The following is an 18,023-nucleotide window of genomic DNA, read 5'->3' on the forward strand; positions in this document are numbered from 1 at the left end:
TCTTCTCTGGAACAAGCCATTACTGCATTTTTCGTCTCTGAAGGCTTAGTCAGAGCCTAAAAGCTTCGGTATTGCGGTGGGTAATGGCGTTCCAAACGCCAAACGTGTCTGGCTAACCATCTCAGGAAGAGAAGTAGTACTATGCGCCCTTATCTCAAATACATTATTCCAACATTGATACCATTGCTTATTTGGTTAATGCCCCTCTCTGCATTCCCATTTGATGGCATTACTATCGTCCAGCAGAGAGTGATCGCAATCTTCTTGCTTGCTGCACTCTGTTGGGTGTTTGAACCCATTCCAATCTACGCCACTTCGGTCGTTATCATTGTGCTCGAACTATTGCTTGTTTCGAATAAAAGCATTGTACTTTTTCGCTTGCAAGAAGGGCAGCCACATTTTGGTGAGCTGTTGCAATATAACGAGATAATGGCGACTTTCGCTAGCCCGATTATTATGCTGTTCCTCGGCGGGTTCTTCTTAGCTATGGCGGCGACAAAGTACAGGCTGGATGTCAACTTAGCGCGCGTGTTGCTAAAACCATTTGGGCAAAACCCAAAGTTCGTTATGTTGGGTTTGATGTTGATCACCGCTGTCTTTTCCATGTTTATGTCAAACACCGCAACAACAGCGATGATGTTGTCGATTCTAACCCCTGTGATTGCGGTATTTGGACCTAAAGATCCCGGTCGAATTGCATTTGCCTTGTGTATTCCTGTTGCTGCCAACATTGGTGGTATTGGTACACCAATCGGCACGCCCCCTAATGCTATAGCGCTGAAATATTTGGTTGGTGACAACTTAATTACCTTTGGTGAATGGATGGTCTTTGGCGTGCCATTCGTCATTGTGATGATGGCGCTAGCGTGGTTTCTGATTGGCTTTTTGTATAAAGCCGAGCAAACCACCATCGATCTGAATATTAAGAGCAAGTTTTTGAAAACACCAAAAGCGATGATTGTCTATGTCACCTTCGCAGGTACGATTATTCTTTGGTTGATGGGTTCAGCACATGGAATGAACTCTTACACAGTGGCATTAATTCCGGTCGCGGTATTCTCATTGACGGGCATTATCAACAAGGAAGATTTGAAGAAAATTTCTTGGGACGTGCTTTGGTTGGTGTCAGGTGGTATCGCTCTGGGTCTTGCTCTGGATAAAACAGGGCTTGCGAAGCTGGTGGTACACAGTATTCCGTTTGATCAGTTCTCGCCATATGTGGTCTTGTTTGGTGCGGCTTTCTTGTGCTTGTTAATGGCAAACTTCATGTCGCATACGGCTACTGCAAACTTACTTATGCCGATTATGGCTGCGCTAGGTACCTCGATGACTTCGTTAACGCCATTGGGTGGGGAAGTGACGCTGATCTTAGTCGTGACATTTGCCGCTTCACTCGGTATGTCGTTACCAATCAGTACGCCACCAAACGCGTTAGCTCATGCTACTGGGCATGTCGAAAGCAGCCAAATGGCTCGTATCGGTGCAGTGCTGGGCGTGATTGGTGTATTACTTAGTTTTGTTATGGTTTGGATTTTACATACCGTTGGGCATATTGGGTAACCCATGTACGAAACGAAACTAGATGCGTTAGTACAACGCTATTTTAACCATCTTGAACGCCGATTAACGGTCCTATCCGGATCGGTGCTTATTGAGCAAGCTGGCTACAACGATCGGTTGTACTACGTGCTGTCAGGAGAGTTGGCTGGCTATTATGCGGAAGATGACAAGAAGCCAATCCAGGTATTTTCTGCGTCTCAAGGTGCGTTTATTGGCGTACATAGTTTCTTTTCTGGTACATGGACGGCCTCTTCGACAGTTATTGCTCAAACCGACGTTGAACTGGCTTGGATACAGCGTGATACGCCCGCGGTGGAAGAGGCGACATACGGACCATTGACGACACAATTTATGCCTGTGATGGTGAACGAGTTATCTCGGCGTCAACGGCGTGCAATGCAAGAGGCCTTGGCTAAAGAAAAAGCGTTGCAAAAGCTGCATACCGCAGAGCAAATGACAACGTTAGGGCAGCTTGCCGCGGGTATTGCTCATGAGTTGAACAATGCTATTGGTGTGGTAAGCAGTAAATCAGAGCGACTCGAGTCGGTCATCATGGAATTGCTTGAAGAAGTTCATCCGGAAGCGAGTCAGTTTTTTGATTTTGGTTTGATGCAAGGACAGAAAGTCTCTTCCAGCGAAGCGAGAAAGCGGGGGCGCCACTTCGAAAAATATTACGGCTTACCTAAGGATCTCGCGCGTGATCTCGCACGTGCCGTTCCAAATAATTTCCTGTCGGAGCATTGGTTAAAAAGACCCGAAGAAGCGATACGTTTCTGGCAAATGGGGCGAGACCTTCATGATTTGCGTATTGCCTCTAAACATACTGTTGGCATTGTACGTTCAGTGAAACAATTGGGGCGTACGGATATCGACCTGGATGAAGCGTTTAATATTAATGACTCAATCAATCGAGCGCTGGCCCTATTGCAAAGTGACTTAAGACGCGTGAGCGTACGTTTTAGCCCAGCGGACTTGCCGGACTTTGTCGGCTCTCAAACCGAACTCGTCCAAGTTTGGGTCAATATTTTAAAGAATGCGTGTGATGCACTTGGTCAAACCGAAGATCCGGGGATCGAAATACATACTCGAGAGAGTAAGGGGAAAATTTTGGTCACGATTGCTAACAACGGACCAGAAATCGATGAAGCGACACGCAGAAAAATTTTCCGGCCAAACTTCACCACTAAAAAGGGTGGGTTGTCGTTTGGTTTAGGATTAGGGCTGTCGATTGTGAAACGCATTATCGCCGGATATAACGGCTCTATTGTGGTAAAGAGCGACAGTGAAAAAACAATTTTTAGAATCAAGTTACCAGTAGAGGGTGAACATGGAGAAGCTTAATGTAATTTGCGTTGATGACCAACGAGAGGTATTAAGCGCGGTTCTACAAGATTTAGAGCCGTTACATCAGTGGTTGAATATCGAAGACTGCGAATCCGCAGGTGAGGTTATAGAACTGATGGATGAGCTTGATGCAGAAGGCGAGATGATCGCATTAATAATTTCCGATCATGTCATGCCAGGTAAAACAGGAGTGGAACTACTGACAGAGGTATCACAAGACAGTCGTTTTGTTCGCACACGTAAAGTGCTTCTGACGGGGCAGGCGACGCACACGGATACCATTAATGCGATTAACTCCGCAGGTATTGATCGCTACTTTGAGAAGCCATGGCAAGCGAGCCAATTGATTGAGTGCGTTAGAAACTTGGTGACTCAATATATCTTTGATATGGGCTTAGATTACACTCAATATCACGAACACTTAGATCAGAGTGTTGTTTTTGAGCGCCTACGTTAATCAAGGCTCTCTAAGGTTGTTTTCGTCACGGCCAGTTAGTGTCTGAAATTTACTGTGAGTAGTTCAGCATGCTTAACGTGGCCGTGCGGAATAGCGTTAATTCTGGGATTATTTCGCCGAAGAACGGTTTAGCTCAATGAATAGCGACTGGCACTGGCAACAGAGAGTGGTTTAGAGAACCAATAACCTTGCAAATAATCGACGCCCATCTCGGAAAAGAAGTCACACATTTTTGCGTCTTCGATGCCTTCTATCACCACTTCAATATTGTTTTCCTGACACATAGTGATAAGAAACTTCAAATACTCTTGAGAGGAGCGATTGGTCAGTGTCTTCCATGCCATCGACTTATCAATTTTGATTTGTGTCATCGGCAAGTCGAAGAAGCTATTTAATGAACTGTAACCAGAGCCAAAGTCATCGAGCGAGAGTGCAAAACCTAACTCCCTGAGCGTGCTTAGAGGGGCAATAGCCGTTTGGTTATTATCCAAAATAAACGTTTCTGTCAGTTCCAAAACAATGGACTCGGGGTCAACGCCAGCTTCATCCGCCATGGCTTTAATTCGCGTAGGGAATTCGCTGTTCATTAACTGAAGTACAGAAACGTTCACGTTAACACGAACTTGGTTTTGGTAACGTTCACGGTAGTTTTTGATGAATTCACATGCTTTGGCAAATACTTGATATCCCAGTTCGACGATCAATCCTTTGTTCTCTGCTACAGGGATAAACTCGTCGGGATAAATTTCGCCAAACTCTTTGCTACGCCAGCGAACTAGCGATTCGAAGCTCACCACTTTTGAGCTTTTGGCGTCAATAATTGGCTGAAACTTAACACTTAATGTCTGTTTTTCTAGCGCACTTTTAAGACCTTGCTCAATAAAGAAGTAGCGATCAACGGCATGCTGCGTCTTCTCACTGTAGACCGCGACGCGGTCTCTATTTTGTTCGCTCGCGTACTGACAAGTTCTTGCCGCTTTACGTAAAATTTCCTCTGCGGAGTGACTAGGGTCAATACAAGGATACAAACCAATGCTAATGTTGCTACCTAGGTATTGGCCTTCTTCAATCACCGCTTCATGGTAGGTTTGTTTTAAACTTTCGGCGTAACTCTGTAGCGCTTCTATTGAGCACTCATCGTGAATCAAAATCGCAAAGTCATCATCATGCACGCGATACACCGAGCTGTTTGGAGAGGGCAAGTGACTGAGAGTTTGTAGCAACTTCTCTACTAACCCATCGACCAGTTCGCTGCCATATTGATTCAAGTAAGATTTGATGTCTTCGATCTGAATATAACAAATAGACGCGCAAGAATCGGTGGTACGTACACTGTCTTCGATATCCAGCAAGAGATGGGCGCGGTTAGCCATGCCTGACGCGTTGTCATGAAATGCAACTTGATGGATGTAACTTTCCATCAGCTTACGCTCAGAAATATCGCGATGGCTGCCAACCATGTAATGGCCATGTTCTGTTTCTTTGGTCATGGCTACGCCTTCTATCCAGACGTATTGTCCATTGGGTTTACGCACTCGGTAAGTGGTTGTAACCCTCTTATTGTTGGTCGTGATGTGCGCATCGACCCTTGTGGACAGCCTTTCTCGATCAAGAGGATGAACAAGCTCTAACCATTGCTCTAAACTGATTCGGCCAGCGTTAATACCGAGCTGTTCATAGAAGCCTTTGTTGTAAAATACCATGGTACCAAACTCATCCATGTAGAAGAGGCCTTCGTTAAATACGTCGAAGATATGAATGAATCGTTCTTCAACGATTTTCAGGAACTCTCGGTCACTATCTGAGGCTTGTTGGTCAAATATGGTGGTCAAGATATTTCCTCCTCGAGCGTGTTAGCATCAGAGATGAGTGTGGGGGTTTGATAACATAGAGTTGATCTGTTGGCGTACATTACAATCACAAAAGTATCAGTTCAAATTGTTTGGCTATCATTTTATGCGCTACTAGGTTAATAACATACTAAGATTAGGCGGCTAATCATCGACATTTATAAAAAATAGTCAACAGTAAAAATCATTTATAAAATACAGTTATTGATGCTGTCCGCAATCTATAAATATTTATGAATAATTATCCTCAAGTTATTTTAAGACGTGTCGGTTAGAGGTTCTGTTCTTGAGTGTCATATCTGTATATTTGCTAGGCTAAAGACCATAATAACAAAAAGGGCTTAGTGATCGCGATGGGTTATTAATTGACAGGATGCTCATTAATAGTAATCAATTCTAATTTATTATCACGCCAATTAATCAAATCTCTTATAATACTGCCGTTAATATCGAGTAAGCTTTCTTTTTATGCAGTACGATCCAAAAAATTCAATCAAAATTGCGCTCGCTGATGTCGGCGTTGGTATGTTTGTTACCGCGATAGAGCACAACAAGCGCGTAAATTTAGCCAATGCAGGGCGGATATCTAGCCCAGAGGGCATTAAGAAGCTTACCGCGAGCGGCGTGAAGTATGTTTGGGTAGATCAAACATTATCTTCTCAGAAGTGTGTCTTTAAGCCTGTGGATGAATCCATTGTTGCCGTAGAAGAGGAGCGAGAGCCCAAGTCCTCTGACTTTTCGAAGGTTCAACGCGCTTATCGCTCGAGAGATGTTCAACATAAACGAGCCAAAAAGCTAATTGCGGAAGCAAAAGATCTGGCGCAGAAACTATTGAATCAAACTTTTGAAGGCAAAATCATTGAAGTTGATGAGGTAGAAGCTTGGGCAGATGATGTCATTGAAAGCGTTTTTATCGACTCAGATGCTTTGCAATGTGTTTCTGCACTCCGAAAAAAAGACTCCTACTTGTTGGAACACTCCGTCAATGTGGCTTGCCTTTTAGTATCATTTGGTAAGTACTTGGGGTTAGATAAGCAGACATTAAAGCAGCTCGCTATTGGTGGCATCATTCATGATGTAGGTAAAATTAAAGTTGATGACAAGATTTTGCATAAACCAGCAAAGCTAACACCTGAAGAGTTTGAACACATGAAGCTACATCAAGTGTTCGCTGGTGAGATTATTCTCCATGTAAAGGGCCTTAGTGATGTGAGTCGCGATGTCTGTTTGATGCATCATGAGAAGTTAGATGGCAATGGCTACCCTAGAGGCTTGAAAGGCGATGAGATTCCGATTCACGGCCGCATGAGTTGTATTGTTGATATTTACGATGCATTGACGGCCGATCGTTGCTACAAAAAAGGCATGAGCTCAGCAGAAGCGTTTAAAATCTTGTTGAGTTTAACGCCATTTCATTTAGATGCAGACCTAGTCTACAAGTTCATTAATTGCGTTGGGATGTACCCAGTGGGCTCTATTGTTGAGTTGAGTGATGGGCGTGTTGGTATTGTTTGGTCCTCAAATGACTCTCAAGCTTTAAAGCCAGAAGTGAAGTGTTTTTACTCACGCAAATATCAGCGTTATATCGATGTGGCGATGGTCGATTTGAAAAATAGCCTACACAAAATAGAAAGAGCAGTCGCTCCGTCATCGTTAGAAATCGATCCCAAGCCTTTTTATGATTAAGAAAAATAAACATGCTTTACAACCTTGCATGCAGAGCGTATTTTGATTGCATAACTATCTATTAATGGTTTCTAAATTATGTAGGGACTAGGTGGTTATTAAAGAATCGAGTTTCATGGATGGAAACTGAGCTAGGAATATCTCAATAAAGATTGAGGTATAACCCTCTACTTTTTGCGGGAAGGGATGCCAATGCAAATTGATACATGGATTTTTTACACTCTGGCCGTTTTGGTGCTTACTGCATCGCCTGGGCCAAGCTCATTGCTGTGTTTAAGTAAAGGTGTGAGCAGTGGGTTTCGTATTGCCCTCATGACTGCGCTAGGCAGTTTATCAGCGATCACTATTATACTAACGCTTTCTTTTACCGGGTTAGGGGTTGTGATTGCCTCATCTGAGCTGGTCTTCAATATCATCAAATGGTGTGGTGCCGCTTATTTAATCTGGTTAGGCATTCAAGCGCTGCGCACTTCTCAAACGGATTTTGACAAAACGGCAGCCGTCCAAAGCTCCTCGAATGCGCTCAGCGCGTTCACCAGTGGTTTTATTGTTGGCGCTAGTAACCCGAAAGCGATTGTCTTTTTTACCGCTTTGTTTCCTCAGTTCATTGATCCCTCTGCGCCTTTGTTGGCTCAATACGCGATTTTTGCATCTACATTTGTGGTGTTTGAGCTAAGTTGGCTAACATTTTATGCATTATTAGGTGTAAAAGCTTCAGACTGGCTGTTTGTCGCTGGAAGAGCCAAGTTGTTCAATCGCCTGACTGGTGGAGTATTTATTAGCGCGGGCGTCATGTTGTCGACGGCAAATCGATGAGAAAGCACGTGTTTGGTGCATGGTTGGGTTATTTCAATAGCGTAAGTTGTAATAACCTAATTTAGCGTTAGCTTATTTCCATTATGGAAATAGACGTTTTGTTTATTTTCATTAGTGGCAACAGGTAAGCCGGAGTAAAATCACGTTACTCTTTAGGGGTAGAATCCATGTTTTATCTTGTGGGTTTGTGGTTACTTTTTCAGGGACATCTCAGATGAAAAGCCTTTCTGAACTACAACAACGTTTTCTAGACATTGCGACTGATGTTCGTCTTTCTCCAAAACAAAAGTCGAACTTTTTGGCCTTGGAGGCGGAAGCATGTATTCCTTACATGTCGATTTCCCCATCGCTAAGACAAGCAATGGATGAAGGAATCATCTGTGATATGTTTGAAGGCCATGCACCTTTCAAACCACGCTATGTGCTGCCTGATTACGCTAAGTTCCTATCGCAAGGCTCTGAGTATCTAGAGTTGCTTCCAGCTGACGATTTCGATGATGCGCTGAATATGCTCACCATCATTTACCATCATGTTCCATCGGTAACGAATATTCCGGTGTATTTAGGTCAGTTGGATCATGTCTTACTGCCTTACATAGGCGACCTGGCAGAGAATCAAATTTACAAAAAGTTAAAACATTTTTGGATCATGTTGGATCGCACATTGCCAGATGCGTTTATGCACGTGAATGTCGGACCGACAGACAACATTATTTGTCGCACTATTTTAAAAGTGGACGCCGAGCTCAAGCAGATTGCGCCAAATCTTACGTTCATGTACGACGAGTCGGTCACGCCTGATGATTTACTTCGTCAAGCGACGCAGAATATTTGCGAGTGTAGTAAGCCTCATATTGCCAATTACCCTGTGCACTCGAAAGCCTACAGCGGTTCACGTTTTGGTATTGTAAGTTGCTACAATTCACTGCCACTGGCTGGTGGTTCAAACACGCTGGTGCGAATGAACCTAAAAGAAGTCGCAGAACGAGCATCGGATTGTAACGACTTCTTAAACAGTGTTTTACCTCTATACCATCAATTAATGGTTGAGTTGATGGACGCTAGAAGTACGCACTTGCATGAAAAGTCCAATTTCTTTCAAGGATTTTTGACGCAAGAAGGGTTGATTGAAGAGTCCCGTTTCGCACCAATGTATGGCATTTATGGTATGGCAGAAGCGGTGAATCTTCTGTTCGAAAAAGAAGGCCAAACAGGGCAGTACGGAAAAGATGAACGTGCGAATGCCTTTGCTCATGATGTTTCAGCCACACTGGCGAAACTAGTGGAGTCAACCCCAGTGAGATATGGTTTGGATGGCAAAGCGCTCTTACATGCTCAAGGTGGTATTAGCTTAGATCTTGGCGTTACGCCAGGTGTGCGTCTGCCTTATGGTGCAGAGCCAGACCCTGTCACTTATGTACAAGCAACAGCTGAGCATCACCAGTATTATCGTGCAGGTATCAGCGATATTTTGACGATTGATGAAACGGTGAAATCAAACCCAGAAGCGATGTTCAATTTGTGCAAAGGGGCGTTAAATGCTGGTTATCGTGAGTTTACCGCGAATGTGGCCTCAAATGATTTGATTCGCGTTACGGGATACATGGTCAAACTTTCTGATATCGCAAAATATGATGCAGAAGGTTCGAGAACCAATACGACGTTTCTGGGAGCAGAGGCGGCAAGAAATACTGGGATTTTAGAACGCTCACCACGTGTGGTGAGTCATGAAATGACACCGACCTACACGCAGGCGTAAAGGTCGGTTTAGGAAAGAACAAGGTGTCTAGACGAAGTGGAAGCCTTTTGGCAAAAGTCACTCGTATCCTTCCTTTCTCTTGTGTTGATGGGCCAGGAAATCGTCTAGTCATCTTTCTACAGGGTTGTAACTATCAGTGTTTGAACTGTCATAACCCTCATACAATAAACCATTGTAATCACTGTGGTGATTGTGTGAGTGAGTGCCCGGCAGACGCACTGAAGTTCGACGAAAACAACAACGTTGTTTGGCTTAAAGAGGAGTGCACCCACTGCGATCATTGTATAGAGATATGTCAGAACCAATCTAATCCAAAAATTACTGACTACTCTGTTGTAACAATGCTCGATTTGATACGCAAGCATCGCTTTTTCATCAGTGGTGTTACAGTATCCGGTGGGGAATCTACCTTACAACTTCCTTTCATTATTGAGCTGTTTAAAGGGATGAAGCAAGATCCTGAGTTACAGCACCTTTCTTGTTTCATCGACAGCAATGGCTCTTTATCAGTGACAGGTTGGCAGCATGTGCTTCCTTTTCTGGACGGTGCGATGATCGATTTGAAATCGTGGCAGACAGAGACGCACCAGTGGATAACTGGGCGTGATAATCATCGTGTATTCAAAACGCTTCAGTACCTTGCAAAGCATGAAAAATTGTATGAAGTTCGGTTACTGCATATTCCAGGGAAAAGTGATTTAGATATAGAAATCGTAGCGATTGGGCGCTATTTGAGTACTTTACCTGAATCGGTGCTTATCCGTTTAAATGCATTTCAACATCACGGAGTCATGGGGGAGGCGCTAACCTGGGATGCGTGCTCTCGCCATGATATCGAACGCTTAAAATCAGAACTTTTACGTTACGTGAGTAACCCCATCGCAGTGCCGACTGTACTCACGTAATGCAGTTTTGATTCGTTATCTTACTCACGCATCGCACGCGTCTAGCATGGCACAGGCATCGAGCAATTGTTTTTGTAGCCATTTTAAAGCCGGATCGTTCAAGCTCGCTTTGTTCCAAACGAGGCTGTAGGCTACCTGTCCATAATCGAATGGAAGGGATTGTTCAACCAAGCCTTTTGCTTGCATGGCCGCCCTTGCCCAAAGTTTGGAACAGGTGAACAAGTAATCTGAGTGCTGACACATCACTGCAGCTGAACCAAAATCCGCTACACGCATAGCCATATTTCGCTTCGAGTGCCTTTGTGTGAGGTTCTGCTCGAAATAAGGTTGTGAGAGATCTTTATCATGAATCCCAATGTGTCTTGCACAGAGGTAGCTTTCAACAGACAAAGGCTGTTTAGAGAGTGGATTTGATGATCCCATTAAACAAACCATTTCGTCTTTCAGAATGGTTTGCCATACCAAGTCTTTGTTTTGCGTGGGCGGCTGACTAAGATCGTGTGGAAGCAGCAAAAAGTCCACTTGGCCTCTTACCAACGCATCGAAACTCATTTCCTCTTTTGCATGCACATTCAAATGTGCATGATTGCCGAGTTGCTGAGATAAATGCTGTAGAACTGGCGCAAAAAGCTCAAACGAACTTTCGCGCATAGCTAATGAGAAACTGCCCTGATAGTAAGCTGGATTAAATGAGCCCTGATGTAATAATCCATTCATGCTAGAGAGTATGCCATGGATCGAGGGGCCAATGTGCAGCGCAAATGCCGTTGGTACCAAGCGAGTACCATCGCGATAGAAAAGGTCATCTTTCAGCATTTCACGTAATTGCCCAAGTGTTTTACTGACGCTCGAAGGTGTCACACACAGGCGCTCTGCGGCAAGCGTAACACTGTGAGTGGTTAACAACATATGCAATACAGTGAGATGTTTTAGGCTAATGCGTGAAAGAGCAATGTAGTCCATAAATAGCATGGTTTCTTATGATTTTTGGCAGTATATCAGGATGAAACAAATTTTTACTATTGTTTATCTCGTAAATGAGCATCTTTCGCTTTGAGCTCAATGTATTTAACGTGTTGCGTAAAAATAATTTGAGCTTTGTAAGATTAAAGAACTCTCTTGGATTTGTTAGGTCTTTGGCGTTTTTCTTTCTTCAATTTTAGAATTTCTATTTTATTTATCTTTCTAGTGCGAGGGCTGAATAGTTTGTGTACGAATGAAAAGCCGTCATTACCTATTAAAAATAGCCATTGTGTTGTTGATTGTTTGGTGATTTACTCAAGATCCTTAAGTAACAGAGGTATAAATAATTAATGGACGACCCCTTTAGTCGACAGAACCCTTCACCGTATGTCTTCCCATCACTGGAGGCGTACTCATGTTAGAACTTTTCATGCAACCAGAGGCTTGGGCGATTTTTGCCACTTTGTTTGCGCTTGAAGTTGTCTTAGGCGTTGATAACGTCGTTTTTATCTCCGTCCTATGTGAAAGATTACCACTGCATCAACGTAAACTGGCAAGAAACCTTGGTATCGGCCTTGCTGTTATTGCTCGTATTGCATTGGTTTTTTCTATCTCTTGGATTATGCAGTTGACTCAACCACTGTTTTCCGTCGTAAACCAAGCGTTTACCGGAAGAGACGTGATCATGATCGCGGGTGGTGCATTCCTATTGGCAAAAAGCCTGAAAGAGTTGTGGAGCTGGTTAAATCACAATGAATCTGGCCACTCGACTCATGCTCGTACTGGATTAGCGGTAGTGCTGCTGCAGATTGTTGCTGTGGATGCGGTATTCTCAATGGACTCGGTGATAACCGCCGTCGGTTTGACAAGTGATGTCCCGCTTATGGTCGCGGCGATTGTCTCGTCTGCAATCGTGATGGTAATGACTGCTGAAAAAATCAATAATCTGGTGACGCGCTATCCCGGCTTTAAAACGTTGGCATTGCTGTTCCTGGTTTTATTGGGTGGCTTATTGATGGCAGAAGGCTTCGCAATTCATATCAATAAAGGTTATGTGTACTTTGCGATGGCATTTGGTTTGATTCTGGAACTTTGTCATATCCAGCTAAAAAACAAACAGCGTCCTAGCATTAAGCGTCTTCGTCCGTTGCGAATTCGAGCAACGAGATTAGAAGCTCGTCAATAACAAACGACATTGCCGCTCACATGAGCGGCATTTTTGTATCTTGTATCGTCATTTTTAATTCTCGTTTTGCTTCATTGTCGTCTCGATAAAAAATCGCATTTGTTGTTGTGTCGCAGATTTTTTATATAGAGCGCCCAACTAACACGAGTGAACGAAAATAATGAATAAAATGATCGATGCGTTAGCAACCAATGGCTACTACATCTGGGATGATTTTCTTTCTGAACAAGAGGTGGCTCAACTGCGAGATTGCATTCCAAGCAATTGGAAAAAAGCACGTATTGGTCGTAACGATGATGTGACTCGTATTGAATCTATTCGAAGTGACAAGATTCAATGGTTATCGCCAAATATGGGGCATGCTGTTGCTTCTTACTTGGATAAAATGGAAGAGATCCGCCAAGAAGTGAACCGTCACTTGTTTCTTGGACTTTTTGAGTACGAAGCTCATTTTGCCAAGTACGAGAAAGGGGACTTCTACCAAAAACATTTAGATTGCTTCAAAGGTAACGAAAACCGTCGATTGACGACCGTTTTTTATATGAACGAATCCTGGACGGAAGAAGACGCGGGTGAATTAGTAGTATACGATTTGAATGACAATAAAATTGCAACCATTCCCCCACGCTCAGGGCGTTTGTTCGTATTCTTATCAGAGCAGTTCCCACATGAGGTGTTACCAACCAATGCCGAGCGTTTTAGTATCGCTGGTTGGTTCAGAATCAATGGTGTGCGAGATAATTTACTTGATATTGCTAGGTAACTATTTGTCGGCCTAGTCTTATCATCCTAAAAAGGGGGGCGTGTGTTCGCCCCTGTTTTGATTAAACGTCGGTTGAGAGTTCGTAACACTCTGTCATGTTTCGTTCTAATACCGCATAAACGTCAGAGCAAAGCTCCTCTTTGGCTATTTGCTCACCCATAATGTCGGCGATCTGTGTTTGAGTCATTCGTCCTCGATAGGGGCGATCTTGAGACAGGGCTTGGAAGACATCCGCGACAGCAATGATACGCGATGGAACATCGAGCTCGTCGCCTGTTTTGTGATAGGGATAGCCCGACCCGTCTAAACGTTCATGATGATTGGAAGCCCACTCCGCTATTTTCGCGTTAGGGAAGACCTTATGCAATGCGAGCTGAGTATCAATGGTATGGCGTTTAATGCGTGTGTACTCTTGTTTGTTTAGAGAGCCTTCTTTGTGAAGGATTTCATCTGGTGTTTTTAACTTTCCAATATCATGCACCAGCCCTGCAATATATAACATTTCTTGGTCGTGCTCGTTTAGCCCAAGCTTAATTGCTAGATACCGAGATAATTCCGCTACTTTTTGTGAATGTTGATAAGTGAACGGGCTCTTTGCATCGACAATTTGAGCGATAAACATTCCCAAGCTGTTCATATCTTGGATGGTTAATTGTTTTTGAAGCCAATCAATGCTTTTAAAATTTAGGCCTATGGTTTCAATATTTTCCGACTCCATCGCGAACCAAAACGCGTCGGTCATGACGAGTTTAACCATTGCTTCGGCCATGCTTGGATTAAACAAGGTTCCAACGTTTGCCATGATGCACTCAGCAATCAATTCTTCATGAAGCGTGACAATGTCACAGTGGCAGTTCATGACGTATTTTGAGCGCATAAAATCAAGGCGGTCCGATAAGTAGAGCAGGGCGGCCACCTCTTTTTCAAAAGGCGGTAAATCGAGCTCTTTTAGTTCGCTCCAATGTGTATGGTGGTAAAGAACTGGTGTCGCAAATTGGCGCAACAAACGACACTGCTCGAGGCTTCGGTACCCTCTTAAGCAGTGTGTTTTCACGTCTTGTGGCACCAGCTCTTCAAGTAACATTTTATGTTCTTGTGTTTCGGAGACTCCACAGTCGTGGATCATACCTGCGAAGTAACAAAACTCCGCTTTTTCTGGCTCCCAACCCATGACGCGAGCACATTGGTAAGCGATATAAGCGACACGATGGCTGTGGTGAGTATCGTCAACACCGACATAATCGAGTGCTCGAGCAACCCAGATAAGTGCTTGTTTTAGATCGACTTCAAAGCCCGTGTCCGTATGGGAATGGCAAGAATGATTCATGGTTTATACCGACATTGCTAATTAGCCCACGCGAAACCCAAATCAGAAGGTGATAGGAAAATTGGGTACGACAGCGAATAGACCCCAAAAAGGTGGGCGTTTAGACGTAGTTTTAATTATGGGGCGGATAATAATCCTAGTTGCATAACAATATCACCTGAAGCTCATGATTAAGAGTCAGTTATTTGAACTAAGTATTAGTTTTGAAAGATTATTGTTGCTTTTATTGACTTATTTGAAAACGACAATAAATCATGATGTAACGCATTCTTATTTGTATTTTTATAAGTGATGTTCGGATTAGATTACTGATATACCGTACAGTTATGTGATTAAGCAGAATCCATATTTTTGAGTTTGTATGAATGATAAAGCATCTTGAATAACCACTTTATGATCGGCGAAGCCGAAGAGGGGGGAGTCATTAAGGTAACGCTAATGGCAAATCATAAAAAATAATTTTCTCTACAGCTCACGTGGTGTGGGGAGATCAAGATAACGGTATTGCTCCCTCAGCAGCATTTATGTGTTGATGAAATGACTTAATTAAAAATGTGTGATTGCAAAGTAAGCATAGGTGATAAAAGTAGCTAGAATGATAGCTCTAAATGAAAAGGATTTCGTATGTTGAAGCATCGCTTATATCGGACTTACACCGCAGGGCTAAAAATAGCAGCTCTTATCCTTCCTATGCCGAGACCAACCTTGTTTTCCGGCCCCGGTTCGATGAATGAGCTATTAGAATCGATGACCGAACTGGGATTTAAACGCGTCTTATTAGTTACCGATGAAGGGTTAGTCCAAGTCGGTATTGTCGATAAGGTGCTCGAAGCGGCAGCACAGCTCGATTTGCAGTTAGATGTTTTCTCGAAAGTGCAGCCCGATCCTACCTATGATCAGGTAGAAAGCGGTCTAGAGGCTTACCATCGTTTTCATTGTGAGGGCATATTAGCTTTGGGTGGTGGCTCGGCAATGGACTGCGCAAAGGTCATTGCTGCGAAAGTTACCAATAAACGGCCAATAAAAAAGTTAGCTGGACTATTGAAAGTATGGCGAATGCCAGCGCCTCTGTTTGCTATTCCAACGACCGCAGGAACAGGAAGTGAGGTCACCATCGCCGCGGTCGTATCAGATCCCTCCTCACACATTAAAACCCCTTTGATGGATCCAAAGTTGGTGCCACTAATGGCAGCTTTAGATGCGAATTTAATGATTGGTTTGCCTCCTAAGATCACGGCTGATACTGGCGTTGATGCATTAACTCACGCTATTGAGGCGTATGTGTCGAGAAATGCTACTCAAGAAACTAGGGCTTACTCTGTTGCCGCCATTAAGTTAATTTTTAAGTATCTTCCTCGGGTCGTAGCACAAGGGGATGATGTTGAAGCTCGACATAAAATGGCCATGGCATCCTACTACGCAGGTTTAGCATTTACGAAAGCGAGTTTGGGTTATGTTCATGCGTTTGCTCACACATTCGGTGCGAAATATGGAATACCTCATGGCATGGCAAACGGATTAGCCTTGTTACCTGTGCTGCGCTTTTCATTATCAGAGATAGAGCCTCAACTAAGAAAACTCGATGCGTTGACGGCCGAAGGGCAGTCAGGTGAGGCGAGTGCTCAACACTTTTTGACGCACGTGGAGTCTTTGTTTGCAAGCATTGATATTAAGCAGAAAAGTGCACTCATTAAGCGCGAAGATGCTGATGCGCTTGTAGATTTAATTCTGAAAGAGGCGCACTGGAATTACCCTGTCCCTAAGTTCATGAGCAGGGAAGAATGTACTCAGCTATTGTTGGATATTAGTACTGTGTAAATTTTAATTTACACTTGTGGTTTTTTATCCTTACACTTTGCTTGATCTTCTGCTGAAGATCCTACAATATCGACAGCATTACAAATATGGTGTTGGTTTCGGTACGCCGTTGCCCGATCTAATACCGATAATTCCTAATAAAGTGTAAAGATAAATATACAATGAGTCGTTCTAAAGTATTCGGTAGTACTCTAATTATCGCGGGAACTACAATAGGTGCTGGCATGCTAGCCCTTCCACTTGCCTCTGCCGGCATTGGTTTTTCAACTTCAATCATCATCATGCTCAGTTTATGGGCTCTGATGGCTTTCACTGCCTTACTCATGCTTGAGCTTCATCAGCATGCAGAAAGTAGTGCAACTCTTCATACTTTAGCGAAACAGATCCTGGGCCAAAAAGGCAAGTGGGTGGCAAGTTTTGCGATGTTGTTTCTGTTCTACTCATTGTGTGCAGCGTACATCGCTGGCGGTGGTGCTCAGTTCGGAGACCGCCTTGCACAATTGTTTGACCTTGATATTTCAGGGCCTACATCAACGATAATCTTTACCTTGATTGTGACTTTAGTTGTGACAGTTGGTACAGGTACGGTCGATAAAGTTAACCGAGTGTTGTTCGCGATGAAACTTGTTGCGATGGTTGCTGTGCTTTCTTTTCTTGCTCCAAACGTTACGGAATCTTACTTATTGAGTATGCCGATTGAGCAAGGTCTTATTGTAGCGGCGATTCCTGTTATCTTTACTTCGTTTGGTTTCCACGGAAGCATTCCGGCAATTGTGAATTACTTAGATGGCGATACTTCTTCTTTGCGCAAAGCCGTTATTATTGGCTCGACGATCCCGCTCGTGATTTACATCTTTTGGCAGATCGTGACATTGGGTGTGGTTAGCCAAAGTACGCTTATTGAAAACGGTGGGTTGAGCGCGCTTATTGGTCAACTATCACAGACGGTGCACCAATCAAACTTAGGCAACATTGTCGGTGTATTTGCTGATTTGGCACTGTTAACGTCATTTCTTGGTGTGAGTTTAGGTCTATTCGAGTTTTTGGGTGACACCATCAAAGGGAGCAACGATAAGCCTAATCGCTTGGTTGCGGCACTCGTGACGTTTACCCCACCGCTGGGCTTCGCACTTTTTTACCCTCAAGGCTTTATTATGGCTTTGGGTTATGCAGCGATTGCATTAGCGATTTTAGCCATCTTTTTGCCTTTGGTTATGGTGATCAAGGTTCGTAAATCGGATGATTTTACGGGGGAGTACCGAGTTGCTGGTGGCCAAGGAGCATTAGTGATAACGGGTATCGCTGGCACAGGTATCGTATTAGCTCAGGTGTTAATTACGTTGGGTGTGCTTCCTGCTCTGGGCTAGTTGTTTAGAACGTTCTCTGAATAACCTCTAGTTACTGAATTCATTGTAATCAATCAGTATTGTTAAGCCAATGAGTTTCGCTCGTTGGCTTTTTTAATCTAGATCAAATTACCGTAAGATATTCGGTGAAAGAATTGGTAGAAATGTGCTTTTATTTCGTACACTTAAGTTGTGGTATATCGATAATTTAAGTGGAGAAAGCCGCTCAAAATACCATTGAAT

The 18,023-nt window shown here is 43.5% G+C and carries 14 protein-coding genes; 11 read left to right on the forward strand and 3 right to left on the reverse strand.

The window, feature by feature from the left end; genetic code table 11:
* Positions 1-141: 141 nt before the first annotated feature.
* The 3 genes from MTR11_RS07575 to MTR11_RS07585 are packed head-to-tail and all read left to right on the forward strand — an operon-like array spanning position 142 to position 3,361.
* Positions 142-1,560, forward strand: a complete 1,419-nt coding sequence (locus tag MTR11_RS07575) for an SLC13 family permease (RefSeq protein WP_005394158.1) — start codon at positions 142-144, stop codon at positions 1,558-1,560.
* Between the two features lie 3 nt (positions 1,561-1,563).
* The gene (locus MTR11_RS07580; RefSeq protein ID WP_053807362.1) at positions 1,564-2,901 is read left to right on the forward strand and encodes a sensor histidine kinase; all 1,338 of its coding nucleotides are present in this window, start codon (positions 1,564-1,566) and stop codon (positions 2,899-2,901) included.
* On the forward strand, positions 2,888-3,361 hold the full coding sequence (locus MTR11_RS07585) for a response regulator (RefSeq protein WP_243327238.1): 474 nt from the start codon (positions 2,888-2,890) through the stop codon (positions 3,359-3,361). Before MTR11_RS07580 ends, MTR11_RS07585 begins: the two co-directional genes overlap by 14 nt.
* 128 nt (positions 3,362-3,489) lie before the next feature.
* Here the strand turns inward: MTR11_RS07585 and MTR11_RS07590 are convergent, their stop codons facing one another.
* On the reverse strand, positions 3,490-5,193 hold the full coding sequence (locus tag MTR11_RS07590) for a putative bifunctional diguanylate cyclase/phosphodiesterase (RefSeq protein ID WP_104974149.1): 1,704 nt from the start codon (positions 5,191-5,193) through the stop codon (positions 3,490-3,492).
* A 486-nt stretch (positions 5,194-5,679) separates the two neighbouring features.
* Between MTR11_RS07590 and MTR11_RS07595 the strand changes: the two genes are divergently transcribed.
* The 4 genes from MTR11_RS07595 to MTR11_RS07610 all read left to right on the forward strand — a co-directional run bounded on the left by MTR11_RS07595 (position 5,680) and on the right by MTR11_RS07610 (position 10,377).
* Complete coding sequence (locus MTR11_RS07595) at positions 5,680-6,897, forward strand: HD-GYP domain-containing protein (RefSeq protein ID WP_005394162.1); 1,218 nt, start codon at positions 5,680-5,682, stop codon at positions 6,895-6,897.
* A gap of 192 nt (positions 6,898-7,089) precedes the next feature.
* Entirely contained in the window at positions 7,090-7,713 is a 624-nt protein-coding gene (locus MTR11_RS07600; protein ID WP_243327239.1) for a LysE family translocator, read from the forward strand.
* 214 nt (positions 7,714-7,927) lie between these two features.
* Positions 7,928-9,472 carry a YjjI family glycine radical enzyme gene (locus MTR11_RS07605; protein ID WP_243327240.1) on the forward strand — a complete coding sequence of 515 codons (1,545 nt, stop codon included), beginning with the start codon at positions 7,928-7,930 and terminating at the stop codon, positions 9,470-9,472.
* A 23-nt stretch (positions 9,473-9,495) separates the two neighbouring features.
* Positions 9,496-10,377, forward strand: coding sequence for a YjjW family glycine radical enzyme activase (locus MTR11_RS07610; RefSeq protein ID WP_243327241.1), 882 nt, complete (start codon positions 9,496-9,498; stop codon positions 10,375-10,377).
* A 24-nt stretch (positions 10,378-10,401) separates the two neighbouring features.
* Here the strand turns inward: MTR11_RS07610 and MTR11_RS07615 are convergent, their stop codons facing one another.
* Positions 10,402-11,340, reverse strand: a complete 939-nt coding sequence (locus tag MTR11_RS07615; protein WP_243327242.1) for a LysR family transcriptional regulator — start codon at positions 11,338-11,340, stop codon at positions 10,402-10,404.
* Between the two features lie 415 nt (positions 11,341-11,755).
* Between MTR11_RS07615 and MTR11_RS07620 the strand changes: the two genes are divergently transcribed.
* Together MTR11_RS07620 and MTR11_RS07625 are read left to right on the forward strand one after the other, a co-directional pair.
* Positions 11,756-12,526, forward strand: coding sequence for a TerC family protein (locus tag MTR11_RS07620; protein ID WP_047008736.1), 771 nt, complete (start codon positions 11,756-11,758; stop codon positions 12,524-12,526).
* A 160-nt stretch (positions 12,527-12,686) separates the two neighbouring features.
* Entirely contained in the window at positions 12,687-13,289 is a 603-nt protein-coding gene (locus MTR11_RS07625; protein ID WP_005394168.1) for a 2OG-Fe(II) oxygenase, read from the forward strand.
* A 61-nt stretch (positions 13,290-13,350) separates the two neighbouring features.
* Here MTR11_RS07625 and MTR11_RS07630 read toward each other — a convergent pair whose 3' ends face one another.
* Positions 13,351-14,616: an HD domain-containing phosphohydrolase gene (locus MTR11_RS07630; RefSeq protein ID WP_243327243.1), complete on the reverse strand. Its 1,266-nt coding sequence runs from the start codon at positions 14,614-14,616 to the stop codon at positions 13,351-13,353.
* Positions 14,617-15,240: 624 nt separating this feature from the next.
* On the opposite strand from MTR11_RS07630, the gene MTR11_RS07635 reads away from it, so the two are divergent.
* Both MTR11_RS07635 and MTR11_RS07640 read left to right on the forward strand, forming a co-directional pair.
* Positions 15,241-16,434: an iron-containing alcohol dehydrogenase gene (locus tag MTR11_RS07635; protein WP_243327244.1), complete on the forward strand. Its 1,194-nt coding sequence runs from the start codon at positions 15,241-15,243 to the stop codon at positions 16,432-16,434.
* A 161-nt stretch (positions 16,435-16,595) separates the two neighbouring features.
* Positions 16,596-17,801: an aromatic amino acid transport family protein gene (locus MTR11_RS07640; protein ID WP_243327245.1), complete on the forward strand. Its 1,206-nt coding sequence runs from the start codon at positions 16,596-16,598 to the stop codon at positions 17,799-17,801.
* The last annotated feature ends 222 nt before the right edge of the window (positions 17,802-18,023 follow it).

Origin of the sequence: Vibrio sp. CCB-PB317 (assembly GCF_022808245.1) — a bacterium.
GTDB classification, from domain to species: Bacteria; Pseudomonadota; Gammaproteobacteria; order Enterobacterales; family Vibrionaceae; genus Vibrio; species Vibrio diabolicus.